The sequence below is a fragment of the Pseudobythopirellula maris genome, from assembly GCF_007859945.1.
Lineage (GTDB): Bacteria > Planctomycetota > Planctomycetia > Pirellulales > Lacipirellulaceae > Pseudobythopirellula > Pseudobythopirellula maris.
This window is the reverse complement of record NZ_SJPQ01000002.1, coordinates 975,019-999,668: the sequence shown is the minus strand read 5'-3', so window position 1 is coordinate 999,668 and position 24,650 is coordinate 975,019. Positions and strand designations below refer to the sequence as shown.

The window sequence follows — 24,650 nt, the reverse complement described above, 5'->3', positions numbered from 1 at the left end:
GGTTTACTGCTTGCCCGATCCGCTCACGTTCACAGGCTTCTTGGCTTCCTCGGCCCGTGCGGCGGCCTCGGCCTCTTCGGTCGCTTGGGGGATGTCTCCCTCGCCGCCGCCGGCGAAGAACGAGATCGCCTCGACGTCCGCCTCGGCTTGGTCGAACGGCTCGTCTTGGAACTTGGCCTCGGATTGGACCAGCTCCATGACCTTACGCTCGATGATCTGGTTCCGCAGCACGTCCATCAACCCCCGCTTCTCGAGCTGGGCCCGGACGCGGCGGGGCGACTCGCCGCTCTGCATCGAGATCAGGAAGATCTCCTTGTCGTAATCGCCCTCTTCGACGTCGAGGCTTTCTTCCTCGGCGATCCGCTCGAGGATGAAGTGCTCCTTCAGGGCCGAAGCGGTCGACGCCGCGCTGTTCTGGCGCAAGTCGTTCTCGCGGGCGCGGATCTCGGCCTCGCTGAAGCCGCTGCGACGCAGCTCCATGACGGCCCGCTCGAGCTCGCGCGAGCTCTGCCGCTTGAGCAGCCCCTGGGGCAGGTCCCAGTCGGCGGACTCGGTGAGCAGGGAAGTGATTTGCTCGCGGGCCTTCTGCTGCTGGGCGTACTCGAGCTGACGCTCGAGGTTCTGCCGCACCGCGGTGCGGAAGTCTTCTTCGCTCTTGAAGTCGCCGATCTCGTCGAGGAACTCCTCGGTCAGCTCGGGCAGCTTGAGCTTCTTGACCTCGAGGACTTTCAGCTCGACCTCGACCTCTTGGCCGCGCTGCGCCTCGTTGGGGGCGTCTTGCGTGAGGGTGGCGGTCGTGGTGATCACGTCGCCGGCCTTCTTGCCCTCGGCCAGGGCGACGAAGCCCTCGATGCGGCTGTCGGAGAAGCTGAGCGTCTCGCGGACGCGGATGAGCCGCTCCTCGTCCTCGGCGACGACCTTGCCGCCGGCGCGGCAGGTGACATTGGCCGTGATGTAGTCGCCCGCAGCCGCCGGGCCGTCGTGCGGGGTGAGCTGGCCGTAGCGCGACAGCATCTTCTCGACTTGGGCGTCGATGTCCGCGTCGGAGTACTCACGCGTGGGACGGGCGATCTCGAGCCCCTTCCACTTCGGCAGGTCGAAGTCGGGACGGACCTCGATCGAGAACTCGAACGTGAGCGGGCCGTCGTCGGGGATCTCGACGGCCGAGAGGTCGAGGTCCGGCTCGCTGATCGCGGCGAACGACTGCTCCTCGCTGATCTGCGAGAGGCTGTCCATCAGCAGCGAGCCCTTCACCTGGTCGGCGACCTCGTCCTTGAACTTCTGCTCGACGAGCTTGCGCGGGGCGCGGCCGGCGCGGAAGCCGGGCACCGAGGCGCTCGGCATCAGGTCGCTGTAGGCGTTGTCGAAGTAGCGTTCGATGTCGTCACGCGAGATCGTCACGGTCACGCGGCGCTCGCAAGCGCCGGGGCTCGCGACCTCGACCTCGAGGTTGAGCGACTCGGGGGCGTCGTCCCCGTCGGCCTCGGGCGGGAGGGCGTCGGTCGGCAGTTCGTCGGTTTCGGGCGGCGCCATGGCGTGGAACCTTGTGCGTGGTCGGAGGGAATTGATTCGGGAGGCGACGACGCCGTTGGGCGGCTTGTCGCGGTGGTTGTGTTTTTGCCGAGGCGGATTCGATCGGGCGGGGCGGCCCGGCGTCAGATCGCCTGGGAATCGGGGCGCCGATCCGGAGCAACAGTTATCGGCGAAACGCCCGTTGAGCGGAAGGCGCGGGGCGGAAGAACTGTGGGCGGCCTAGCTCGGAGCTGGGAAGCGTAAAAAACATCAGCCCGCGCCCGATGGTTGAACCGGTCGGGATCGAGCGTGATCCGTGTGGTCCTGTCGGGCCCGGGCTTGAGGGTGGACGCCGCCGGGGTTTCGTTTGGCCTTCCCACGGCGGTTTTCCGTCGTGGGAAGGGGCTGCCACGGGGGCAAGAGCGGCTGATCGGATTCGAACCGACGACAATCACGTTGGCAACGTGATGCTCTACCAACTGAGCTACAGCCGCACGCTGGTCGGCGACACGGGGCCAACTACGGTCGGCCCCCGGTGCTGCCGGGCGATTCGGTATTATAGGTTTCCTGCCGGCGTCATCAAGCCCCAGGAAGCGATTCCCAAGATGCAGGGCGCCGCTTGACGTCTCCCACCCGTGGGATAGACTCTAGGATCGGCCGATCGGGAGCCTTCTGCCAAGGCAATTTCCCCCAGTATCGGTTGTTTTGTGGGCTCGTGGCGGAATTGGCAGACGCGCATGCTTGAGGGGCATGTGCCCGCAAGGGCGTGCTGGTTCGACTCCAGTCGGGCCCACTGAGTATCGTAGCGTCCCCCTTAGGGGGCCGCTCGCAGGGTTTCGTGGCGTTCCCTTGAGGGACTGCTCTCGGGATTTCGTGGCGGCTTCTATCAAGGGTCGCTTACGAGAAACGACTTCGCGATCGGGGTTTCCCGAGCCGCGAACCAAGGCGTGGCCCAGGCCACGCCTTTTTTCTTGCGCCGCCCCGCCGCCTAGATGGCGCCCCGGGGGGGGACCGTGGTCATTCGGCAGAACGCTCGGTTGTGAGCCGCGTCTCCGACGCCGATAACGCGACGCCAGCCGCTTCATGCTGGCAGCGCTTCATCGGCGTCGGAGACGCCTCCCACGGGTTGCCCGGCTTGCCCCAGCATGGGGCGGTTCGTCCTGCTGTTCCGCTTGCCGAACTCGCAAGAACACTTACCGAGCGCGCAAGAAAAGGGCGTGGCTTTGGAGGCCACGCCCTTTTCTTGCGTCTTCTACACCGCCTGAATTGTTGTTTCGCTCGCTGCCTATGAGGCAGCGCCGCCTAAGCGGCGGCCGTGTGGCCGCTCACTCGTAGCGGACCCATTCCAGGTACAGGAACAGGCAGCCTAAGGCCATCATCAACGCCGACAGCACGATCATCACGGTGTAGACCGTGGTCTTCGGCTTCTGGACGATGACGCCGCGGGGCGATTTAGCTGAGCTTGATACGGGTTGCGACACGGTCCTTAACCTCGATGGGGCCTTGCTGGTAACGCACGTCGACCCGGCCGACGGCGCGGTCGGGGGCGACCGTGAGAATCTCGATGCGGCCCTTGTACTTCGAGCCGTTGAACACCTCGACGGTGTGTCCTTTGCGGATGCCGTCGTCCGATCCGATGCTGATCTCCACCAGCTGCACGCCGCCGCGACGCTGCGTCTTGCTGACGAAGCCGTCGACCTTCGGCGTGATGTCGTCGGCGGGGGTGGCCGGATTCAGGCCGTTCTCACGCATCACGCTGGTCATCCGACCGGCGTCTGACACGAGATCGCGGTTCCTCTCGACGGCGACTTCCAGGTTGTTGTTGAGTGTTTGCAGCTCTTCGGTCGCCTCGAGAGCGGCGGCGAACATCAGGTCGCGGGCGGTCTCGTTGCCGCGGATGTCGTCGCGGAGCGTGCTCACCTCGTCGGCGAGGCGCTCGTTGTTGAGCTGCGTCGCCTCGACGGCAGCGACCGACTGGCGCTGATCGCCAATCAGCTGCTCCAGGCGGGCCTGGGCGTTGTTGTTGCGATCGATCAAGGCGAGCCGCTCGTTCTCGAGCTTGCGAACCTGCTGCACGGCCGCCTCGACCTCGGCGCTGAGCTCGCTCTCCAGCCGGTCGTAATTCGACCGCAGCGTGTTGAACTTGGTGTTGGCCTCGCTCAACTGCTGCTGGGCCGTTTCGGCCTTGCTGCGCCAGTCTTTGTGCGTGCCGTACACGGCCAAGGCCAAGACCATGAACATGGCGCTCATGAGCATGAAGACGACGATAAAAATACGACCGATGAAGTTCATCGTGCTTTCATTCCCTGTCGAAGGGTGGTCCCAGCGGGCGGCTTAGGCGGTTCTTCCTTCCCCGCTTTACGGGGCGGAGGTGGGCCTAGGTCGCGCTGCTTCGGACACGCTGGGGGGTGTTCTCGTTCCTGCGCCCCGACAGCGTCGATCCCGAGAGGAACCGGCCCAAGGTGGGGACCGCTGCCGACTCGACCGGCTGCGGGGCGTCTACGCAGTATAAACAGGCCCCAAAAACGATGTCAATTTACGGAGCCTGCGTAAGATAAGAGGCGGCAACGGCTTGGGGCCGATTGTGACGCCTGGCGGGCCTAGGGCCGCCGCTGAAACGCTCAGCTGCGGTCAGACGCAGCGGGGCGCGCCCAAATTCAGCTCCCAGGGAAGCAACCGCAGCCCGATCCGCACCCGTGTCCGCCGCCCGACTGGGGACCCGGGCCGCCTTCGGCGCCCGAAGCGGCGGGGGCCGCGGGCACGCTGAGCAGCTTCATCAGCTTCTGACCGCCGCACTCGGGGCAGGCGGGCTGCTGGCCGCCGTCGACCGTTCCGTCAGAACTCACCAACAGCTCGGATTGCCGCTCGCAGTCGCGGCAGAGGTATTCGTAGAGGGGCATGGCGGGGGGGCGAATCGAGGGAGGGGTGGAAAGGCGGCGAAACAGACCCCCGGATTGTACCGAGCTCGAACACAAAACGGCCAGGCATTTGCCTCCGCGCCCCGCCAATCAGACGCGGGGGGAAGTCGAATCCCGATTCCATTGTTGCAGCCGTTGATTCACCTCCTAAAGAGAAGGAGGGGAATCCTGGTGGCAACCCGCATTTTAATTTGGGAACGCGTGCTAGCGGCTTCGTTAGCACAATAAAGTGGCCCGCTAACGCGTTGCGGCTGATTTTGCTGAACGACGCTATTTTCTGTCCCACAAGCTACGTTCCGTCCCAAAGTTCAACGTCGTCGAATTTGCGCAAGTCGCGGTCGAACGACGCGACCGCGTCACCGGAATCGGCCGCCATGGCGGCCAAGTAGCAGTCGTAGAAGTCGCACTTCTTCTCGCCGTAGCGTTGCAGGGCGTCGGTCAGCACCGCCTGGTGGGGGCAGGCGACTCCCGGCTTGCCGATGAGTGAGCCGAGCGTCTCGGTGATTGCTTTACGTCCCACGCGGTAGTGCGACTCGAGCACCCACACCGCCTCGGCCAGCGCGACATCGGTGAGCACGAGCCGGCACTCGCCCGCCTGGGCCCGCTCGAAGAGCCGCCGCGCTTTAGGCGTCAGGCGGGGGTGGTCGGCCAGCAGGAACCGCAGCAGCACGTTCGTGTCGAGCAGGTACCGCTTCACGTGTGCCGCCCGGCCCGGGCCGCCCGGGCCGCGGCCCGCTCCTGCGCTTTGGTCGCGGGGGGCGTGTCGGAGCGGAGCGACCCCTCCAGGTCCAAGAGCGTCTCGCTCTCGGGCCGGATGAGCACGCCGCCGTCGCGCAGCTCGTAGACGAGCCGCTGCCGCGGCTTCAGGCCGAGCGCTTTGCGCACGGCGGCGGGGATGGTCGTCTGCCAACGGTCGGTGAGCGTGGAGCGCAGCACAGGGCCGCTCCTTGGGGATTAGCAATGCATTGTTTCTGCAATTGCATTGTACCCCGCGGTCGGCGCCAGGGCAAATCGGCTGAATTGACTTCATTTCAGCCGTCCGATGCCACGATCTCGCTCGCGTCGATTTAGTCGGGCGTGGCTTGCGCCCCTTCGGCTGTCCCGACAGCTGGTTGAGGATTCTTCTCAGGCGCTGGCTGGATCAGCACACGAGCGGCCGAGGTCCCGTCGCTTTTGTCGAGCGTGTTGTAGCCGCCGTAAAAGACCTCAATGATTTGGCCTCGCAACCGGATCTCCTCCGCCCGCTGGTGTGGCGCCGTGAAGCGCAGCGGCTCGCCCTCGGCCAGGGGGTCCTCGACTTCGAACCGCAGCTCGTTCCTGTCGCCGCCGGTGAGCACCAGCAACGGTCGGTACTTCTTTCGCGGGTCTACGGGGACCGGGGCCTTGTCGCCTATATTCAGAGACGCCTCGACGGCCCACCCACGTTCAGCATGGACTTGATTCCAATAGTATTGGGCGACCATCGGCTTGCGGCGGAAGGTGATCGTTTCGGGATCGTCTGCGCTAAGGCCACGACTCGGTTCCCGTTCGGGCGTCGACCCGCTATCGGAGGACGCCGGCTCGGCGGGGGCGTCTGGCAAGTCCAAATCTTTACCACCGCCCAGCGCGGCGCGGGCCTCCTCAATGATCAGCTCCGCTAGGCGGTGGTCGATCTTGCGGATCGCCTCGCGCAATTTTTGCTGGGCGATGTAGACGGGACTCTTTCTATCAAGTCCGTATCCCCCTGGTACGTATCCCCCTGCTCCCCCAACCGAGTTGTTGGGGTTGTTGGGGGTGGCGAGGTTGGCGTAGGGGTAGTTGTTGTTGGGCCCGTTGAGTTGCTCGAGCTCACGGAGTTTCTCTTGGAGAATCTCCTTCTGGCGGACGAGCAGCATCTTCTCTGGCGGCGAAGCCGCCGGGGACGGACCGCTGACGAGCGGGCCGGAGAGCAGGCCGAGCGAGTTTTGCTGGCCGCCGCCGATGCTCGTCGTCGTGTCGCGTTGCAGGCGGACCTCGACGGGCGTCTCCGACAGAGACGCCTCGAAGTGCTCACGGAACCGCTCGCCCGCCTCTTCAAGGGACAGCTCCGCCACGGCCAGCTTTCCGAATGCTTTGCCCAAATCGATGGTCCCTTCGGGCGAGACGGGGAGGCTGCCGCTCAGGAGGATCGAGTGGTCGCTCTGCTTGCGCATCTGGAACGAGATACGGTCGCCCGGAGCGAGTGTCGGAGCGGCGGGTGGCGTGTACAGGCCCATCACCGTGCTCGGTCGCTCGTAGGGCGAGGCGGCTTGCTGGTTCTGTTCTGTGGCCTGCACGCCTGCGGCTGCGCTGTCGGCCGCGGTGGGGCCCTCGCCCCCCGCCACGCCAAACCGGTCGTGCATCACCCGCACGCGCACCTCGGGGTCGCCGGTCACCTTGCGCACGCGGGCAAGGATCGCCTGCTGCGCCTCGGCTAGGCTCATCCCGGCGATCCCGGGGAGCACGCCTAACCGGCTGGTGAGACTCTCTGGATTGTCCTTAGCGAAGAATGCGGCAAAATTGAATTCGCCTTTGTGCCCGATCCCGAATTTGCCAACAATCATATTGTTGGGGTTGGCGGGGCTCCAAACCGACAGGTCGAGATTGTCGCCCGGGGCGAGCGGTGTGGCGGCGGGAGCGGTCGGCGCCATGGGCCCGGGGATCAGCGCCCCTTGCACTTCGTTGGCAAGTGGTTGTGGTGTCGGCGATTGGGCTGGCTGGGCCCCGTCGGCGCCGGCGGGTTCGAAGAGGCCCCCTGTATCAAACAGCGCGGTGAACGTGGCGTCGTCGACGATGCCCGTCGGTTTGACGCCCCGCTGCCGCTGGAACGCCTTGAGCGCCGCCTCGCTCTTCGGGCCGAAGTCGCCGTCGACCGCCAGGCCGTGCGAGGGATCGAGCTCGCGGTTGAGCAGCGATTGGAGGCTACGCACGTGCGACGCGTTGCCGTGGTCGAACGGGCCGTTGGCCCAGGCCCCACCTGTGGTGCGCCACTCGGACCGAGGGCTCTGAGGGGGGATGGGGGGAGTGAAGGCCTTAGATTGCGTAGTCGCAGGTGTTGCGAGGGCAGCCACGAGTTCCACGCTCGTCTTGTCGTCGACCACGCCCGTCGGATTCAACCCTCGCGCAAACTGAAACCGCTTCAGCGCGGCTTCCGAGAGCGGGCCGAAATCGCCGTCGACCGCTAGGTTAGGCGAGGGCTTCAGCACACGGTTGAGCAAAGTCTGGAGCTGCCGCACGTGCGAGTCTTTGCTTTGGTCGTAAGGACCGTCGATGGGGAAGGGGGACTTGGACGCGTCGAGGTCGTTTCGTGCAGGCTGCGGCTGAGCGGCGGGTTGATTCCAGTTGGGGGCAGGCTGTTGAGAAACGATAAGTTGATTCCCGGGATCAGGGCGACGCCGCGGAGTTGGGTTCGTCCCTTGCAGCTGGGGATTGTTGAACGGACCGGCGGCGTAGGACTCGTTGAATCCCTGCGTCTTCGAGTCGGGTTGGGCCTCGGACTGCACGGCCTGATTCTTCGCCACCTCGATCTGCTCGCGTTTCTCGATCTCGGTGAAGGCGTCAACGATCGCCGCCGCTTTTTGCCTCCGCAGCAAATTAAGCAGCGTGTTCACGCGTGCCTGATCCGCCCTAGACGCAGAGACGACCAACGTGCCCTCCTCGGCGAACGGCCGGACCTCGACCATTGTTTCTGGCTCCCCCTCCTCGGCGCCTACAATGGTCTGGACCGAAGCGGCAAGATCCTCCAGGGGGATATCGCCCAAGACATCTTTGGCTTCGAAGAGCTGGGTGACCACCGCATCGCCGGGCGCCGCTACGACCTCGACCTGCATGCCGAGATGTTCATCGCTGCCCTCTGAACCGGGGCCCGCGGCGAGGAGCGTTGATGTCGTGTTTTCAGTGGTCGGCGTCTCGTCTTTCTCGCCGAATACGACGAGTGTCCCGTTCTTCACCGACAGGGTCCCTCTGCCGCCCTGCGACTGAGATACGTCCAACGTGCCCGACTCAACAGCCACCGTGTCGCTAATGGAGACAACGACGGGCGCCGCCGCCAGTTGCACCGTGGACGCCGCGTTCTCGTCGGCCGGCGCCTCGGCGGCGACTGCCGCGCTGAGCACCAGTCCTTGTGGCCCGGCGACGCCCGGCCCCGCTGCGCCCGAGGGGGGCGCGGCTAACAGCAGCGCCAGCGCGGCCACGGCGGCCGTGGCGTAGGCGCTAGGCTTGACGGTCGAAGCAATGAACATCGCGCGGACTCCGTGGTGATAAAGGGAAAGCACGGCCGCCGAGGCGGCCAGCGAGCCGCCCGTGGCGAGCGCCACCGCGTCGGTTGTGGCGGCGGCCACCACCGTGGCGGGCGGTGCGGCGTTGGCGCGGTTGGCGGAGAAGCCGACCGCCGCCATCACGGCCGAGAGCGAAACGCCCCGCCGCACGAGCCGCATCCGCAGCAGCCGCTTGCCGCGGGCCAATCGTCCTTGGACCGTGGCGATGGTCGTGTCGGTTTGATCGGCGATCGCGCGGCGGCTGCGTCCCTCGAGGTAGCGCAGCACGATCGGCGTGCGGTATTTTTCGGGCAGCTTGTCGAGCTCCTCGAGCAGCACCGCGACGCCCTGGCGCCGCACGAGATCGGGGAACGCCTCCTCCGCCTCGCCGAGTGGCTCGCTGACGAGCCCCTGCTCGCGACGCAGCCGCGCCCGCTGCTTGGCGGCCACGGCCGTCCGTTTGGCGACGCGGAACAGCCAGCCGGCGGCCGAGTCGCTCGCCCGCACGTTGCGGGCGTACTTCGCCAGGAACAGGAACGTCGCCTGGAAGGCGTCTTCGGCGTCGGCCGGGCAGATGAGCACCTCGCGGCAGACGCGCCAGACGAGGCCCGAGTGGCGGTCGACGATCATCGCAAAGGCGCTCTCGTCGCCGCGGCGGACGAACAGGCCGAGCAACTCGCCGTCGCTGGCGGCGATGGGCGGCGGCCCCGCCGGCTCGGCGCCGCAGGCGGGCGGGTGGCCGTGGACTGGTCGCGTGGTGCGGGCGATGGGTGCCATCGGCGGCGGCTCTCAAGCTTAGGCGGCGGTGAATCTTTCAGCGGGGATAAGACGCGTCTCTACCCCCTTAGTGTGCCCGAATCGCCCCCCGAACCGCAAAAAAGCTGTGAATCATGGATTTGGTGCGGCGTTTGATACACACATTCTCGATTGGAACCGCAACAGGTGAAGCCATTCCCTGTAGGGATCGCCCTCTGTGGCGATCCGGCCCCGGGTACCGGTTCACCTGTCAGGGCAGCCAGGGGCGCGCTCGCCTGCCGGGGCTCGGACCGCCACAGTGGGCGGTCCCTACAGGGGGATTCCGCAGCAGCGGGCCGCCAAGGCGAGCGCGGCGGTTTCGATGCGCAAGATCCGTTCGCCGAGCGTCACCGGCCGCCAGCCGGCCTCAACGGCGGCGGCCGCTTCGGCGTCGGAGAAACCGCCTTCGGGGCCTACCATCGCGACGACTCGTTGGGTCGCGGGCCACGGCGCTCCCCCCCGTTCCGCGTGGGCCTCTTCAGGCGGGTGGGCGAAGAGCCGCTCGGCGTCGGCCGATTCGTCGAGGAAAGCGCCGAGCGCCACCGGCTCGGCGATCTCCATCAGCCGGTTGCGCCCGCACTGCTTCGAGGCTTCGATGACCAGCCGTCGCAGTTTCTCGATCGCCGAACCCTTGGGCAGCGCAACGCTGCGCTCGGTCGTGAGAGGAACCAGCCGCGCGGCGCCGAGCTCGACGAGCTTCTCGACGAGCACCTTCTGGCGGTCGCCCTTGGGGAGCGCGACGCCGAGCGTGAGCCGCACCGGCGACTCGCGGTCGATTTCTTGGCGGCCCGTGATCGTGAGCGACACGTCGCGCCGCGAGACGGCTGTCACCTCGGCCGAGAACTCGGCGCCCGAGCCGTCGAACAGCGTGACGCCGTCGCCAGCTTTCAGACGCATCACGTGCAGCGCGTGGTGCGCCTCGGGCCCGCTGAGCAGAGCCTCGGCGCCGGTGATCGGCTCGTCGATAAAGAAGCGGTCGCCCAAAGCAGGCCCGGTTGGGATTGAAAGTCGTGTTGGCTGCGAATGCCGCCCGGCGCGCTGGAATTTTTCACCGTCCCCACATCGATGTTGCCCACCAATGTGGGCGCCAGCGGCGCCAGCGAGTGAAGTCGGGTTCGGTTGGCGCCGATTATGACGAAGAGGGCCCGTCCTGCGCAGGGCTGGCGCCGCGAACCGAACCGTCAGGCGACACGCATGTACCTTCAGCACTGGGGCCTCGAGGCCTCGCCCTTCTCCACCACGCCGGGCGTCGACGAGCCCTACCCGAGCCAGCCGCTCGACGAGGCGGCCGCGCGGGTCGATTACCTCGTGCAGCAGCGTCGCCGCCTGGGCGCCGTGGTCGGCGAGTGCGGCGTGGGCAAGTCGGTCGCCCTGGCGGCGATCGAGCGCGAGCAACGCGACCAAGGGGTCGAGGCGGTCCGCGTCGACGGCCTGGGGCTCTCGCCGCGCGAGCTGCTGTGGCGATTGGCGACGGGCCTGGGCGCCGGCGCCGATGGCGCCGACGACGCGGCCCGCCTGTTCCGCCGGGTGGAAGACCGCCTGGCCGAGAACCGCTGGCAGCGGCGTTCGACGCTGCTCTTGGTCGACGACGCCGACCAGCTCGGCCCCGACGGCGAGCGGATGCTGGCGCGGCTCGCCCGGCTGGAGGAGACCGCCGAGGCGCGCTGGACGATCGTCGTGGCGCTGCGCCCCGCGGCGCTGTCGCGGCTCAACGAGCTGTTGCTGCACTTGGTGGACCTGCGGGTCGACCTGCCCGCCTGGACCGAGGAGGACACGGTCGGCTGGGTGCAAACGCAACTGGTCGAGGCGGGCCGCTACGAGCCGGTCTTCACCGACGCGGCGCTGAGGCGGCTGCACCTGCTCGCCGAGGGCAAGCCGCGGCACGTGGCGCGGCTGGCGGACTACGCCCTCTTGGCCGGCGCCAGCGCGCGGGCCGCGAGCGTGACGCCGGAGGTGATGGCGCGGGTGTTCAACGAGATCCGCTGGTCACCCACCGCCCAGGCGGCGGGGGCCTGAATCAGGGCGCCCTTACAGCGTTTGGCGATCACGCCTTGCTCTCGCCCAGTGCGGCGGTCTTCTTGCGTAGCACCTCGACCTGCCGGCCGAGCGCCAGCTGGTCCTTGCGGACGCGCTCCATGATCTTCTCGCTCGACGACTGGATCGTGGTGGTCCACTTCGAGATGTCGTCGAGGTTGGCGGCGCGTTTCTCGATCTCGTTGATCGCCTTTTCGATCCCCTCGATGTCGACCTCCTCGTGGTCACGGCCGCGGGCGAACTCGATCACGCACGCCCGGGCGATCTCCAATGCGGCTAGCAGGTAGGGGTCGGTCGCCGGGTCCTCGGCGTCCCACACCACGATCACGTCGTTGCGGTAGCGGGCCAAGGGGCGCGTCCCCTCGGGGGCGTTCTGCTTGGCGAAGACGAACACGCCGAAGTCGGCGCGGCGGTTCTTGCGGGCCATCTCTAGCTCGTCGAGCGCGCTGCGTTCGCTGTAGCCGGCGGCGTCCTTGGCCTCGAACACCACCTGGGCCCCCGACGCCGGGCTGTCGGGCCCGAGCCGCCAGACCGCGTCGCCCACCTTGCGGTTGCGGATCGCGCCCGTCGTGGCGCCGGTCGCCTCGCACAGGTCGCCGCGACGCTGCGCCTCGTTGAGCAAGAACGCCACGGCGGCTTCCTCGAAGTCGTTGCCGTGCTCGGGGCTCGCGGCGGCCGAGGCGCGTTTCTGCGACAGCTTGGCGAGCGTGACCTTCACCTCCTCCTGGAACTCGGCGTTCGTCTTGACGTGCGCCTCGAGGATCGTGGTGAGCTCGCGCTTCACGCGCGACAGGGCCGAGGCGTCGTTGTCGAGCGAGAACTCGTTACTGATCGTCCGCTGGGCGTCGTTGACGTTGCGCACCAGCTTGTTGAGCGCCGAGTCTTCCTTGTCCAAGGAGAACTCCTTGATCACCTCGTCGATCTTGCCCTGCAGGTCTTTGGACAAGTCGCCGTGCTTGCCGGTCAGCTCACGCACCAGCCGAGAGAGGGCGCCCTCGGCGTTGTCGAGCGAGAACTCGCTGAGCATGCGGTCGCGCTGCTTGGCGAGCTCGCAGTCGACGGTCTTCTGCAGCGACGAGACCAGGCCGGTCGACTGCTGCGGGTCGAGCCGCTTCATCAGCGGGCTCTCGGCCCCGAGGGCGGCGCCCAGGGTGCGGGCGAGCGGCGAGGCCTCGCCGTCGAGGTGCGAGCGGAGCAGCTGCGCCAGCTCGCCGTCGTCGGCCACCAGACGCTGCACGCGCTCGCTGAGCCGGCCGCTCTGCGGGTCGAAGTACTCCTTGAGCACCGTGGCGGTCTGCTGCTGGGCGGTCTTGGCGTGCCCCTCGAGCGCCTGCTGCAAGCTGGCAAGCAGCTCGGCGCCGGCGTTCTTCACCAGGTCGGCGTCGACCCGGCCGCCGGCGTGCCTGAGAGCCAGCACACCGATCCGCAGGGCGTCGAGCGCGAAGTCGTTGCGGTCGCGGCCCTCGCGGCGCTCGCCGAGCGCGGCGGCCGTGTCGTGGTCGCGCACCAACAGGTTGAGCACCATGGCGCCGTCGAACGAGCCGTCGTCGAGCGTCGTGTCGTCGTCGTTGGGTCCGTCCATCGGGCCCTCCGGGGGCTCGTCGCCGGGGAACAGGCTCGGCTCGGGTGTCGGTTGGCGGGGGTCGGCGGCGGGCATGGGCATCTTGCGGCGAGTGCTAGCGGTCCTTCGAGTATGTGAACATCCGTCGATCGCCAATATGGCGATTCCAGCAACGAACGGCAACCGATTCTGTGGGGCTCCGGGAAGATTGGGACGCGGATCAACGCGGATTAAGCGGATCGACGCGGATCCATAACGCTAGTCGCCAGGAGACTCTTCCCGATCCCCTCAAGCTGCCGGCGGAATCCGCGACGATCCGCTCCATCCGCCTCCCATTTGTCCATCTCGATCCGGCATAGGGCCCCCCGGGCGTTGCTGGTATCATGCTTGGCCCAGCGAGACCCAACGAGCTCGCGCCTTCAATTCGCGAACACAGAGGACAAGGATGCCCTCGGCCCGCACACTCATCGGTTTGAACCTTTGCCTCGCGCTCGGCGTGGTACTCCCCGCACAGGGGCAAGCGCCGTACGCGCCCGCGACCGAGCCGCAGCGACCCGCCGGACCGCCGGCGGTGAGCGTCGCCCCGGCCGCCCCGGCGGGCTTCAAGCTCGATGCGATCGCCCAGGCGCACCTCGACCAAGTGCTCGACGCTTGGGAGAAGCAGAGCGGTCAGATCAATACGTTCCAGTGCCCGTTCGAGCGGCTGGTGTACGACCCGGTCTTCGGCCCGGGGCAGGAGACCCCCAACACGGTGGACGACGGCCGGCTCAGCTACCAGCAGCCCGACAAGGGGAGCTTCGAGATCCAGAAGGTGAGGCGTTGGGACCCCACGCAGAAAACGCATGTCGAAGACTCGGTCGCGATCGGCGAGCACTGGGTTTGCGACGGCAAGTCGATCTACGAGTACAAGACACAGCAGAAGCAACTCGTCGAGCGGCCGATCCCGCCCGAGATGCAGGGCAAGAGCATCGTCGACGGCCCGCTGCCGTTTCTGTTTGGCGCCGAGGCGGCCAAGCTCAAGGCGCGTTACTGGCTCAGGATCGACCCCCGCAGCCCCGAGAACCAGATCCGGCTGCACGCGATGCCGCGCTTCCAGCGCGACGCGGCCAACTACCGCGCGGTGGAGCTGATGCTCGACCGCCAGAAGATGTTGCCCGTGGCGATGCAGGTTCACATGCCCGACGGCAGCCGCACGGTTTACACGTTCAAGCTGGCCGACGCCTCGGTCAATAGCCGGGTGACGCAGATCTGGAACTCGCTGTTCCAATCGCCGCGCACGCCGTACGGCTGGACGCGGATCGTCGACCAACAGCCCGCCGCACAAGCGGCTCAGCCGCAGACGGCGCCGCGCTGATGCGCGGTTGGACGATTGCGTTGCACAATAGCTAGCGCGACCCAGGCATCCTCCGCGCGAATGATAACTCCCGCGCAGCTAGCGAGTGGTTCTGAGCCGCGCACGCAGTAAGCGGAGAGGTTTGCAGCGCACTCAGGCTGCGAATAGCACGTTTCGGTCTGCAGCGCACTCCGCTTACTGCGTGCGCGGCTCCGGCAACATGCGTGTGCGGCAATGGCGACGTGGTGCAGGGAGAAGCCCCTTCCGCTGTGGTGGAGGGGATTAGGATTCAGCGCCCGCTGCTAGACACGACTCCCCGAGCGCCTCGCGGTAGACCTCCGCCACGTTCCGCGCCATCGCCGTGTCGCTGAAGCGTTCGGCGTGGCGGGTGATCGACCGGCGGCTCATCGCCGGGTAATCGAGCCGGTCGGTCACGAGCTCGGTGATCGCCGCGGACAAGCCCTCGCGGTCGCCCGGCTCGACGAGCAGGCCGGTCTGGCCTTCGGCGACCGCCTCGACGGTTCCCTCGCAGCGGGTGGCGATCACGGGCAACCCGGCCGCCATCGCCTCCAAGACCACCATCGGCAGCCCCTCGCCGAACAGGCTCGGCAGCACCAGGGCGTCGACCTTCGCGAGCTCGGCCAGCGGGTCGGTCGTGAAGCCGGTCCAACGCACGGCGTCGGTGAGGCCGAGCGCCTGCATGTGGTCGATGAGATGCTCGCCGTAGTCGGGCGTCTCGAAGCCTCCGATCGCCCGCAGCGCGACGTCGTGCCCGTCCGCGCGCACGTCGGCCAGCGCGTCGAGCAGCACCTCGGCGCCCTTGCGCGGGCGGAACAGGGCGACCATCCCCAGGACCCACGGGCCGAGCGGGTCGTGCCGCGGCCGCGCGTCGACGGCCGGCACGCCGTTGAGCACGCAGCGGATTTTCTCACGCGGCGCGCCGCTGGCGACCATGTGGTCGGTGAGCGTTGGCGAGACGGTGATCAGCCTCGCGGCGCTGCGCACCGCCCAGCGCTCCACGCGGTCGTTCACCCAGTTGGTGAGCCGATGGGTCGAGTCGCGGCTCGTCGGGCTGTGGACGTGATAAACCCAAGGCAAGCCGGTCATGCGGGCGGCCAGCGCGGCGACCATCGCCGAACGCGGCGTGTGAGCGTGCAGCAAGTCGTGTCCGCCTTGCTTCGCCAGGCGGGCCACTTGGCGCACCACCCGCAGGTCGGCCTTGCCGCGCATCGTCAGCTCGTGGAGCGGCGTGTCGGTCGACCGGCGGCAGTCGCCAAACCGCCCGCGCACGAGGCTGGCGAAAGCCACGCCGCAGCCCTGTTGGGGGAGGCCGAGAGCCAGCAGGTCTTGCACGCGTTCGGCGCCTGCGTAGTGCTCGCCGTTGACAACGTGCAGCACGCTGAGCGTTTGCTCGGGCGGCGCCGCCGGGGACGCGTTGGGATGCTCGGCCGACGCCGCTGTCGTGGGCGGGACGAAAGCAACCGGCGCTGCGGCGAACGACGCGGCGTTGAGGGCGTCGGGAGTGGGCATCCGGCGACTGCTGAGGTGAAGGAATCGAGGGGGTGGCGCTCTTGGCAAACCTAGCTCACCCCGCAGCGGGCCCCGTGCGGCGACCGCGTTTCTGGCGGCGCCATGGCGGCGCGTGTTGCGAGGGTTGTGCGGGCTGTGCGAGGGGCGCTGGTTGGCGGCCCCTTTGGTAGATTGAGAAAGGACTAGCCACAGAACCTTTGCCCACGCCGACTCTTCATGCTGCTCGAAGTCACCACCACGACCGGCGACCGTGCGATCGCCGAACGGATCGCCGCGGAGCTGGTCGACAAACGGCTCGCCGCTTGTGTGCAGATCACCGGCCCGGCGACGAGCAGCTACCACTGGGACGGGGCGATCGAGATCACCGAGGAGTGGCTCTGCACGGCCAAGTCGAGCGACGACCACTGGGGGGCGATCCAGGAGGTTGTTTCGCGGCTGCACCCTTACGACGTGCCGGAACTGATCGCCACGGAGATCGTGCGTGTGAGCGATGCGTACGGGGCGTGGCTGCGCCGCGAGCTGGCGTCGGTCGAAGGGTGAAGCGGAGCGTGCTCTGCGAACCGGGGGGCGTGTCGGCTATAACGGCGCTGCCCCGATCACCACGAACCCCCGCTGCATCGCCCCGCCATGTACACGTTCAGCATCAAGCCGCCCGACGCCTTGCACGGCACGGCCGCCGAGCGGCTGGCGATCAACGCCGAGTGGTTCGCCAAGCTCCGCTGGGTGGCGGCCGTGGGGCAGCTGCTCACGATCGCCGCGGCGGTGCTGGTGCTCGACGTGCCGGCGCCCGTCCTGCCGCTCTACGTGCTCGTGGGCGTCACGCTCGTGAGCAACGCCCTGTTCTGGATGTGGCTCCGCTCGAACCGACGCGACGCCGGCGCCGCGCCCACCGCCCCTGTTTGGCGCGGCGTGATGGGGGGCCTGATGCTGCTCGACCTGCTGGTGCTCACGGCCATGCTGGCGATCACCGGCGGGCCGACCAACCCGTTCGTGATCTTCTACTTCGTGAATGTCGCGCTGTCGGGCATCGTGCTGTCGCCCGTTTGGGCGTGGGCGCTCAACGCGTTGGCGATCCTGGCGGTCGGCTGGCTCAGCTGCACGCATGTGTCGCTCCCAATCCTGCAAGACCCCGAGCGGCTGCTGCCGCTGCGGCTGCTCGATCACGCCCCGCTCGCCACGGTGGGGATGCTCGTGGCGTTCGCCGCCTGCTCGACCGTGATCGTCAGCTTCACCACGCAATTGACGCACGAGCTGCGCGACGCCGACCGGCTGCGCCGCCAGGCCGAGGCGCAGCGCGCCCGCAGCGAGAAGCTCGAAGCGCTCGGCACGCTGGCGGCCGGCGCCGCCCACGAGCTCGCCACGCCGCTTTCGACGATCGCCGTCGTGGCGACCGAGGCGCACCGCGAGCTGGAGGCCGCGGGCGCGGCGCCGCACGTGCTCGAGGACCTGCGTTTGGTGCGCAGCGAGCTCGACCGCTGCCGAACGATCCTCGACCGCATGTCGACCCGGTCGGGCCTGCCGACCGGCGGCGCCCCCGAGCGACTCGGCGCCGCCGAGCTGGTCGAGGCGATCCTCGCCGAGCTGCCCGAGCGCGACCGGGTGGTGGTCGAGGGCCTCGAGGAGTGCGATGGCGTGACGATCGTGGCGTCGAAAACCGGCCTGGCTCAAGCGCTACGCGGCGTGGTGCAAAACGCCTTGGACGCTTCGGAGGGGCCGGTCCGGATCGTCGCCGACCGGCTGGCCGACACGCTCCGTCTGGTCGTCCGCGACAGCGGCCCCGGCATGCCGGCCGATGTGCTCGCCCGGGCAGGAGAGCCGTTTTTTACGACCAAGGCCCCCGGCAGCGGTATGGGCCTGGGGTTGTTCTTGGCCACAAGCGTGGTGGAGCGCCTGGGGGGATCGTTGCGGTTGGAGGCCCCCCCCGAAGGCGGGACCGCCGCGACGATTGTGCTCCCTCAGGAGGCGGCCAAGCCCCGCGACGGCGAGCAAGCGGCTCCCAAGGCGGCCGGCGAGTGATCGGTCCGGCGCGGTGTTCTCTCGCGCTAGCTTTCGGTTAGATTGTCGGCTCGACCCAGCAAGAACCCTGGCGGCCCGTTCCTTACGGTCTTATCTCTAACGGACTCTGAGCGATGTCATCCTCTCCGTCGCAAAACTCGTTGCTGCTCGTGGACGACGACGAGTTCCTGCGTGAGCGGATGTCGCGGGCGCTCGCGGCGCGGGGGCTCCAGGTGCGTGCGGCCGCCGGCGCCGACGAGGCGTTGGCCTTGGTCCGCGAATCGGCCCCGGACATGGCCGTGCTCGATCTCAAGATGCCCGGAATGAACGGCATCGACCTGCTTAAAGAGATCAAACGACTCTCGCCCCACACCGAGATCGTGATCCTCACCGGCTATGGCAGTATCGCCAACGCGGTCGAGGCCGTGCAGGCGGGGGCAGCGAACTACGTGACCAAGCCGGCCGACGCCGACCAGGTGCTCGCCGCTTTGAAGCGCGGGGCGCCCGTCGAAGCCGCCGCCCCGGAGGCGCCGCCAGCGAGCGACATCCATGCTCCCAGCCTCGCCGAGGCGGAGTGGAATCACATCCAGCAAGCGTTGGCGGACAACGACGGCAACATCACCCGAGCGGCCGAGCAGCTCGGAATCCCCCGGCGGACCCTCCAGCGCAAGCTGAAAAAGCTGGCGCCGTAAACCACGTAATCCCCCTAGCGGAGGGGGTCTTAGAAGGGGCTACGTGTGGCCTCCCGTAGGCTGGGTGGGTCTGCTGGCGCCGATCAGGCTGTTTGCGTTATTTGGGCCGGCAAGCAAGCCGTAAACCCTACGCATGGAATAACTTAATATCGACCCCCCCGATGGGGTGTGACCCTTTTTCACGCGCTGTATTCCATCGAAAAGGGGGTTACGATTCTGCATTCTTGCGGGCCGGCCGATGTGTCGTTTGCACGCAGCGTTGCCCACACTGGCGGCGTTGCTGGCGACCGGGGGGTTCCGGACGCGAGTTAGAGGCTCGAAAGTGCTGACCGATGGGGGCTGATCAAGCTCCCGCTGACCAACCGATCTCACGGCGCCCACAGGCTGCTTGAACGTGGACCGATTTCTATTCCCACCTTGGGTTAACAAATTCACTTTGATGCTGCTCGCTGGCTTGGCCGGCGGAGGGGCATACGCCGGCGCTGTGCTGTTCTACGGCACGATGCCCAAGGTGATGTACACCGGTTATCAGCCGGAGCAGCCCGTGCCGTTCAGCCACAAGCTGCACGCCGGCGAGATGAAGATCGACTGTCGCTATTGCCACAGCACGGTCGACAAGGCGGCCTACGCCGCGATTCCCTCGACCAGCACCTGCAACAACTGCCACAACGGCCTGAAGAACCCCGACGGCACGCCGATCAAGACGGCCGTTCACGTCAACAGCGTGAAGCTGCAGCCGGTCTACCACAGCCAAGCGACCGGCGAGCCGATCGAGTGGGAGAAGATCCACGACCTGGCCGATTACGTGTACTTCAATCACTCGGTGCACGTGAACAGCGGCGTGAGCTGCGTCTCGTGCCACGGCCGGATCGATCGGATGGAGACCGTTTACCAGCACGAGCCGCTCTCGATGAGCTGGTGCCTCGATTGCCATCGCAACCCGGCGCCGCACATCCGCCCGCAAGAGTTCATCACCAAGCTCGACTGGGTGCCGGATGAAGACCCCGCGGTCATCGGCCAGCGGCTGATCGACGAGCACGGCATCGACCCGAGCACGAACTGCTCGACCTGTCACCGCTAAAGACAACCGCCGCGGGCGACCGTCGCGTCGCCTCGCCGCCCCAGCGTTCACTTGAGTCCTACGACCCGCCTCAACGGCCGATGAAAAACCTCCCCATCACCGACGCCCCGCCGAAACGCACGCAGCCCAGCTCGGGCGGACCCAGCCGCTACTGGCGGAGCCTCGACGAGCTGGACAACACTCCGCAGTTCCAGGAGTTCCTGGCGCGTGAGTTCCCGGTCGCGGCTTCGGAGTTCCCGGCGGGCGTTTCGCGCCGCCGCTGGATGCAGCTGATGGGCGCCTCGTTCGCGCTCGCCGGCGCCGCCGGTTGCCGCTGGGAGACGGAAAAGATCGTGCCGTTCGCCGAGCGCCCCGAGGGCTACGTGCCGGGCGCCAGCGAGCACTACGCGACCAATATCTCGTGGGCGGGCGAGCCGAAGCACCTGCTCGTGACGAAGGTCGACGGCCGGCCGATCAAGATCGAGGGCAACCCCGAGCACCCGGCGAGCCGCGGCGCCGCCGACGCTTACAGCCAGGCCTGCACGCTTTCGCTTTACGACCCCGACCGTTTGTCCGGCGTTTACAAGCGTGAGGGCGGCAAGGGCTTCTCCAAAGAATGGTCTGACTTCGAGGCCTTCCTCGCCGGACGCCGCGAGGCGTTTGCAGGCGGCGCCGGCCTGGCGGTGCTGTTCCCGCCGCTCGAGTCGCGATCGCTCTTCGCGGCGGTCGACCGGCTTGCGCGGCAGTACCCCTCGGCTCGTTTCTACGAGCACACACCGCTCTCGCGTGAGAACGAGCTGGCGGGCGCCGAGCTTGCGCTCGGCGAGCGGCTCCGCACGCACTACCGCTTGGCCGACGCCAAGGTGATCGCCACGTTCGATTGCGACCTGTTGGGCCTGGCGCCCGACTCGCTCCGCGCGGCCCGCGACTACGCCGAGGGCCGCGACCCGGACGGCGTGATGAACCGCCTCTACTCGGTCGAGAGCCAGTTCTCGACGACCGGCGCCACGGCCGACCACCGCTTGCCGGTCAAGAGTTCGGCGATCGGCGGCGTGCTCGCGATGCTCCGCGACCGCGTGAAGCAGTTGCAGGCCGACCCCAGCCTCGTGACCGACGAGAAGATCGAGGGCCAGCCGACCGTCGAGCAGTTTGTCGACGTGCTCGCTGGCGACCTGGCGAAGAACGCCGGCGCCGCGTTGGTGGCCGTCGGTCCCGGCCAGCCGGCCGAGGTTCACGCCATCGCCCACGAGATCAATTCCATTGTCGACGCCGTCGGTGCCACGGTGCTCTACACCTCTGAGCCGGCCCCCGAGGCCGAGATTGGCTCGCTCGCCGATCTGACCCGTTCGCTCAACGCTGGCGACGTCGACACTTTGTTCATCCTTGATGGCAACCCGGCCTACGACGCCCCGGGCGATGTCGCTTTTGCCGAGGCTATCGGCAAGGCGGCCCACTCGGTGCGGCTCGGCCTGTACGAGGACGAGACCGCGCGGCTGTGCGAATGGGCGTTGCCCGAGACCCACCCGCTGGAGCAGTGGGGCGATGTGATCGGTTGGGACGGCGCCGTAGGCGTGACGCAGCCGATGATCGAACCGCTGTTGGGCGGCCTGTCGAAGCTCGGCCTGCTGGCCAAGCTCGCCGGCGACACGGCGCCCAACACCGAGCGGCTCGTCAAGGACACGATCGCCGAAGCCGTTTCCGGAATGGACGACGACGTCTGGGCGAAGCTGCTGCACGACGGCTTGGCCGGCGACTTCCAGCCGGAGCTCGTGAACCTGTCGCTCACCGGGTCGGACTTCCCCGCCCCCGAGGCGCCGGCCGAAGGCGCCTTGGAACTGGTGTTTACCCCCAGCAGCTCGACGTACGACGGCCGCCTGGCTAACAACGGCTGGATGCAGGAGGCGCCCGACTTCCTCACGAAGCTCACCTGGGACAACGCCGCGATCGTGTCGCCCGCCACGGCCAACGACCTCGGTCTGAAGCAGGGCGAGCTCGTGCGACTCACCGTCGGTGAGACGGCTGTCAACGCCCCGGTTTACATCTTGCCGGGCCAAGCGGCCGGCTCGATCGGCTTGGCTCTTGGTTACGGACGCACGGCCGCCGGACGCGTCGGCGGTTTGCTCGACGCCCGCGGCAAGGCGGAGCGCGGCAAGTACGCCAACGGCATCTTGGCCCTGTGGTTGCCCGTTCCGGCCGACCCGGTGGGCGTCGACGCCTACCCGCTCCGCTCGGGCGCCGGTGGTTGGTTCACGACGGGTGTCGCCACGCAGCCGACCGGCAAGCCTTATCTGCTCGCCACCACGCAAGATCACCACACGATCGACCAGATGGGCATGGAGGCGATCGGCGATCGCACCGGCGTGCTGGTTCGCGGGGCGTCGCAAGAGTACTACGAGGAGCACAACGACTTCGCCCCGCGCATGTCGCACGACGTGGTGATCGGCCACGGCGAGCACGCCGAGCCGACCGAGCCGCTGTGGCAGCTCCCCAGCTACGACGGCCACGCCTGGGGCATGGCGATCGACCTGAACAAGTGCATCGGCTGCAACGCGTGTGTGGTCGCTTGTCAGGCGGAGAACAACATCCCGGTCGTCGGCAAGGACCAAGTCTCGCGCGGCCGCGAGATGCACTGGATCCGCATCGACCGCTACTTCAAGGGCGTGGCCAACACAGAGGACGCGACCGACCCGGCGAACTTCGTCAATCCGGAGGTCGCGCACCAGCCCGTGGCCTGCCAGCAGTGCGAGACGGCGCCGTGCGAGCAGGTCTGCCCCGTGGCGGCCACCACGCACAGCGACGAGGGCCTCAATGACATGGCCTACAACCGCTGCATCGGCACGCGGTACTGCGGCAACAACTGCCCCTACAAGGTGCGGAAGTTCAACTACTTCCGTTACACCAAGGAGCTGTACGAGGCCAACAACGAGCTGATGAAGCTCGTGATCAACCCCGAGGTGACGGTCCGCAGCCGCGGCGTGATGGAGAAGTGCACTTACTGCACGCAGCGGATCTCGGCCGCGAGGATCGCGGCGAAGAACGAGGCCCGGCCGATCCGCGACGGCGAGATCCAGGCCGCCTGCCAGCAGGCGTGCGCCACGCGGGCGATCGACTTCGGCGACCTGAACGACCCCGAGAGCCGGGTGGCCAAGGCCCACGCCAACCCCCGTGCGTACGGCATCCTCACGGAGCTGATGACCAAGCCACGGACCAACTTCCTGGCGAAGATCCGCAACCCGCACCCGCGGCTGGCCCGCCCCGAGCAGCACGAAGACCACAGCCACGGCGGTCACGACGCGCACAACGAAGAGCACGAAGAGGCGATGGAAGAAGCCGCCCACACCTGATTTTCGAGAATGACCAACGGCCATGCCCCCGTGACCAATAGGGGCGGGGCATCCGTTGTTGTTGGTCATTGAGATTGGTCATTGGTTGTTTGATCCAATGGCCGGCCTAGCAAACCAAACACACGAAGCATTGCCAGTATGGCCTCCGCCGACCTAGCCCCGAACACCGTAGGCGCCGTTCCCGAAGCGTGGGTCGACCCGCCGTGGATCGAGGGCGACAACGACTACCGCTCGGTCACCGACAAGATCTGTCGGATCGCCGAGAACCCCCGTCCGCCGATCGCGTGGTTCATCGCCTTCTTCATCGCGGCCAACGTGGCCGGCATGTTCGGCGCGCTGATCGGATACCTGATCATCACGGGCGTCGGCGTGTGGGGCAACAACAACCCCGTCTTCTGGGGCTGGCCGATCGTCAACTTCGTGTTCTGGGTCGGCATCGGCCACGCCGGCACGCTGATCTCCGCGATCTTGTTCCTGTTCCGCCAGCACTGGCGCACCAGCATCAACCGCTTCGCCGAGGCGATGACCATCTTCGCGGTGGTGTGCGCGGGCACGTTCCCCGGCATCCACGTCGGCCGCGTCTGGTTCGCCTACTGGCTGTTCCCCTACCCGGACACGCGGCTCTACATGTGGAGCCAGTTCCGCAGCCCGCTGCTGTGGGACGTGTTCGCCGTCGGCACCTACGCCACGGTGTCGCTGCTGTTCTGGTACATGGGCATGATCCCCGACCTGGCGACGCTCCGCGACCGCGCGATCCACCCGATCCGTCGTTTCGCCTACGGGCTGCTGTCGCTCGGCTGGGTCGGCTCGGCGACCCAGTGGCGCGTTTACGAGAAGGCCTACGCCTTGCTGGCCGCCCTGGCCACGCCGCTCGTGCTGTCGGTCCACACGATCGTGTCGTTCGACTTCGCCGTGAGCCAGCTGCCCGGTTGGCACACCACGATCTTCCCGCCTTACTTCGTGGCGGGCGCCGTGTTCAGCGGGTTCGGCATGGTGCTGACGCTGATGATCCCGGCCCGCGAGTGGTTCGGGCTCAAGGACATCGTGACGATGCGTCACATCGATTGCATGTGCAAGATCATCATCGCCACCGGCTCGATGGTCGGCTTCGCCTACCTCACCGAGTTCTTCGTCGCCTGGTACGGCGGCAACCCCTACGAGCAGTTCTGCTTCATGAACCGCGCGTTCGGTCCGAACTGGTGGGCCTACTGGACGATGGTCACCTGCAACGTGATCTCGCCGCAGTTGTTCTGGTTCGGTTTCATCCGCCGGTCGCCGATCATCATTTTCATCATCTCGATCTTCGTGAACATCGGCATGTGGTTCGAGCGGTTCGTGATCATCCTGTCGCTCGACCGCGACTTCCTGCCAGGCAGCTGGGGCAAGTTCACCCCGACCTGGATCGACATCGGCATGTTCATCGGCAGCTTCGGGCTGTTCTTCACGCTGTTCCTCTTGTTCTGCCGCTTCCTGCCGATCGTGGCGATGGCCGAGGTCAAGCAGGTGATGGCCCACGTCGACGGCAAAGAAGACTTCGGCCACTAACGGTTGGCCCCTGGGGCCGCGTGCTATACGACACTCGCAGCTTGATAACCAAACTGCCAACCGCTTACAGCTTACGAC

At 67.3% G+C, this 24,650-nt stretch carries 19 protein-coding genes and 2 tRNA genes; 10 read left to right on the top strand and 11 right to left on the bottom strand.

Features of this window, described 5'->3' with window-relative positions; genetic code table 11:
* Positions 1-3: 3 nt before the first annotated feature.
* Both tig and Mal64_RS11715 read right to left on the bottom strand, forming a co-directional pair.
* Positions 4-1,533 (bottom strand): trigger factor, encoded by a 1,530-nt coding sequence (gene tig, locus Mal64_RS11725; protein ID WP_146400318.1) that lies wholly within the window; start codon positions 1,531-1,533, stop codon positions 4-6.
* A gap of 400 nt (positions 1,534-1,933) precedes the next feature.
* Positions 1,934-2,006: transfer RNA gene (locus Mal64_RS11715), tRNA-Gly, on the bottom strand.
* Here Mal64_RS11715 and Mal64_RS19830 point away from each other — a divergent pair.
* Together Mal64_RS19830 and Mal64_RS11710 are read left to right on the top strand one after the other, a co-directional pair.
* Positions 1,980-2,135 carry a hypothetical protein gene (locus tag Mal64_RS19830; RefSeq protein WP_197525686.1) on the top strand — a complete coding sequence of 52 codons (156 nt, stop codon included), beginning with the start codon at positions 1,980-1,982 and terminating at the stop codon, positions 2,133-2,135. The genes Mal64_RS11715 and Mal64_RS19830 overlap by 27 nt on opposite strands.
* A gap of 86 nt (positions 2,136-2,221) precedes the next feature.
* Positions 2,222-2,305: transfer RNA gene (locus Mal64_RS11710), tRNA-Leu, on the top strand.
* 532 nt (positions 2,306-2,837) lie between these two features.
* On the opposite strand, the gene Mal64_RS19825 is transcribed toward Mal64_RS11710, so the two are convergent.
* The 7 genes from Mal64_RS19825 to Mal64_RS11680 form a co-directional block, all read right to left on the bottom strand.
* Positions 2,838-2,993, bottom strand: a complete 156-nt coding sequence (locus Mal64_RS19825) for a hypothetical protein (protein WP_197525685.1) — start codon at positions 2,991-2,993, stop codon at positions 2,838-2,840.
* Positions 2,965-3,804 (bottom strand): hypothetical protein, encoded by an 840-nt coding sequence (locus tag Mal64_RS11705; protein ID WP_146400314.1) that lies wholly within the window; start codon positions 3,802-3,804, stop codon positions 2,965-2,967. The genes Mal64_RS19825 and Mal64_RS11705 overlap by 29 nt, the downstream gene beginning before the upstream one ends.
* Before the next feature lie 365 nt (positions 3,805-4,169).
* The gene (locus Mal64_RS11700) at positions 4,170-4,412 is read right to left on the bottom strand and encodes an FmdB family zinc ribbon protein (RefSeq protein WP_146400312.1); all 243 of its coding nucleotides are present in this window, start codon (positions 4,410-4,412) and stop codon (positions 4,170-4,172) included.
* Between the two features lie 307 nt (positions 4,413-4,719).
* The gene (locus Mal64_RS11695; RefSeq protein WP_146400310.1) at positions 4,720-5,127 is read right to left on the bottom strand and encodes a PIN domain-containing protein; all 408 of its coding nucleotides are present in this window, start codon (positions 5,125-5,127) and stop codon (positions 4,720-4,722) included.
* The gene (locus tag Mal64_RS11690) at positions 5,124-5,366 is read right to left on the bottom strand and encodes a type II toxin-antitoxin system PrlF family antitoxin (protein WP_146400308.1); all 243 of its coding nucleotides are present in this window, start codon (positions 5,364-5,366) and stop codon (positions 5,124-5,126) included. Before Mal64_RS11690 ends, Mal64_RS11695 begins: the two co-directional genes overlap by 4 nt.
* Before the next feature lie 131 nt (positions 5,367-5,497).
* On the bottom strand, positions 5,498-9,460 hold the full coding sequence (locus Mal64_RS11685) for a sigma-70 family RNA polymerase sigma factor (RefSeq protein WP_146400306.1): 3,963 nt from the start codon (positions 9,458-9,460) through the stop codon (positions 5,498-5,500).
* A gap of 288 nt (positions 9,461-9,748) precedes the next feature.
* Positions 9,749-10,462, bottom strand: coding sequence for a 16S rRNA (uracil(1498)-N(3))-methyltransferase (locus Mal64_RS11680; protein WP_146400304.1), 714 nt, complete (start codon positions 10,460-10,462; stop codon positions 9,749-9,751).
* 210 nt (positions 10,463-10,672) lie between these two features.
* On the opposite strand from Mal64_RS11680, the gene Mal64_RS11675 reads away from it, so the two are divergent.
* Complete coding sequence (locus Mal64_RS11675; RefSeq protein WP_197525684.1) at positions 10,673-11,494, top strand: ExeA family protein; 822 nt, start codon at positions 10,673-10,675, stop codon at positions 11,492-11,494.
* Positions 11,495-11,522: 28 nt separating this feature from the next.
* On the opposite strand, the gene Mal64_RS11670 is transcribed toward Mal64_RS11675, so the two are convergent.
* Positions 11,523-13,169, bottom strand: coding sequence for a hypothetical protein (locus Mal64_RS11670; protein ID WP_146400300.1), 1,647 nt, complete (start codon positions 13,167-13,169; stop codon positions 11,523-11,525).
* A 349-nt stretch (positions 13,170-13,518) separates the two neighbouring features.
* Between Mal64_RS11670 and Mal64_RS11665 the strand changes: the two genes are divergently transcribed.
* Positions 13,519-14,427 (top strand): TIGR03009 domain-containing protein, encoded by a 909-nt coding sequence (locus Mal64_RS11665; protein WP_146400298.1) that lies wholly within the window; start codon positions 13,519-13,521, stop codon positions 14,425-14,427.
* 261 nt (positions 14,428-14,688) lie between these two features.
* Here Mal64_RS11665 and Mal64_RS11660 read toward each other — a convergent pair whose 3' ends face one another.
* Complete coding sequence (locus Mal64_RS11660; protein WP_146400296.1) at positions 14,689-15,936, bottom strand: glycosyltransferase; 1,248 nt, start codon at positions 15,934-15,936, stop codon at positions 14,689-14,691.
* Positions 15,937-16,152: 216 nt separating this feature from the next.
* On the opposite strand from Mal64_RS11660, the gene cutA reads away from it, so the two are divergent.
* The 6 genes from cutA to nrfD all read left to right on the top strand — a co-directional run bounded on the left by cutA (position 16,153) and on the right by nrfD (position 24,572).
* Positions 16,153-16,476 (top strand): divalent-cation tolerance protein CutA, encoded by a 324-nt coding sequence (gene cutA / locus Mal64_RS11655; protein ID WP_146400294.1) that lies wholly within the window; start codon positions 16,153-16,155, stop codon positions 16,474-16,476.
* An 87-nt stretch (positions 16,477-16,563) separates the two neighbouring features.
* Positions 16,564-17,952 (top strand): ATP-binding protein, encoded by a 1,389-nt coding sequence (locus Mal64_RS11650; protein ID WP_146400292.1) that lies wholly within the window; start codon positions 16,564-16,566, stop codon positions 17,950-17,952.
* Between the two features lie 113 nt (positions 17,953-18,065).
* Complete coding sequence (locus Mal64_RS11645) at positions 18,066-18,623, top strand: response regulator transcription factor (protein ID WP_146400291.1); 558 nt, start codon at positions 18,066-18,068, stop codon at positions 18,621-18,623.
* Between the two features lie 439 nt (positions 18,624-19,062).
* Entirely contained in the window at positions 19,063-19,704 is a 642-nt protein-coding gene (locus Mal64_RS11640; protein ID WP_231993686.1) for a cytochrome c3 family protein, read from the top strand.
* A gap of 80 nt (positions 19,705-19,784) precedes the next feature.
* A complete protein-coding gene (locus tag Mal64_RS11635; protein WP_146400287.1) occupies positions 19,785-23,027 on the top strand; it encodes a TAT-variant-translocated molybdopterin oxidoreductase in 3,243 nt (1,080 codons plus the stop codon).
* Between the two features lie 138 nt (positions 23,028-23,165).
* Complete coding sequence (gene nrfD / locus Mal64_RS11630) at positions 23,166-24,572, top strand: NrfD/PsrC family molybdoenzyme membrane anchor subunit (RefSeq protein WP_146400285.1); 1,407 nt, start codon at positions 23,166-23,168, stop codon at positions 24,570-24,572.
* The last annotated feature ends 78 nt before the right edge of the window (positions 24,573-24,650 follow it).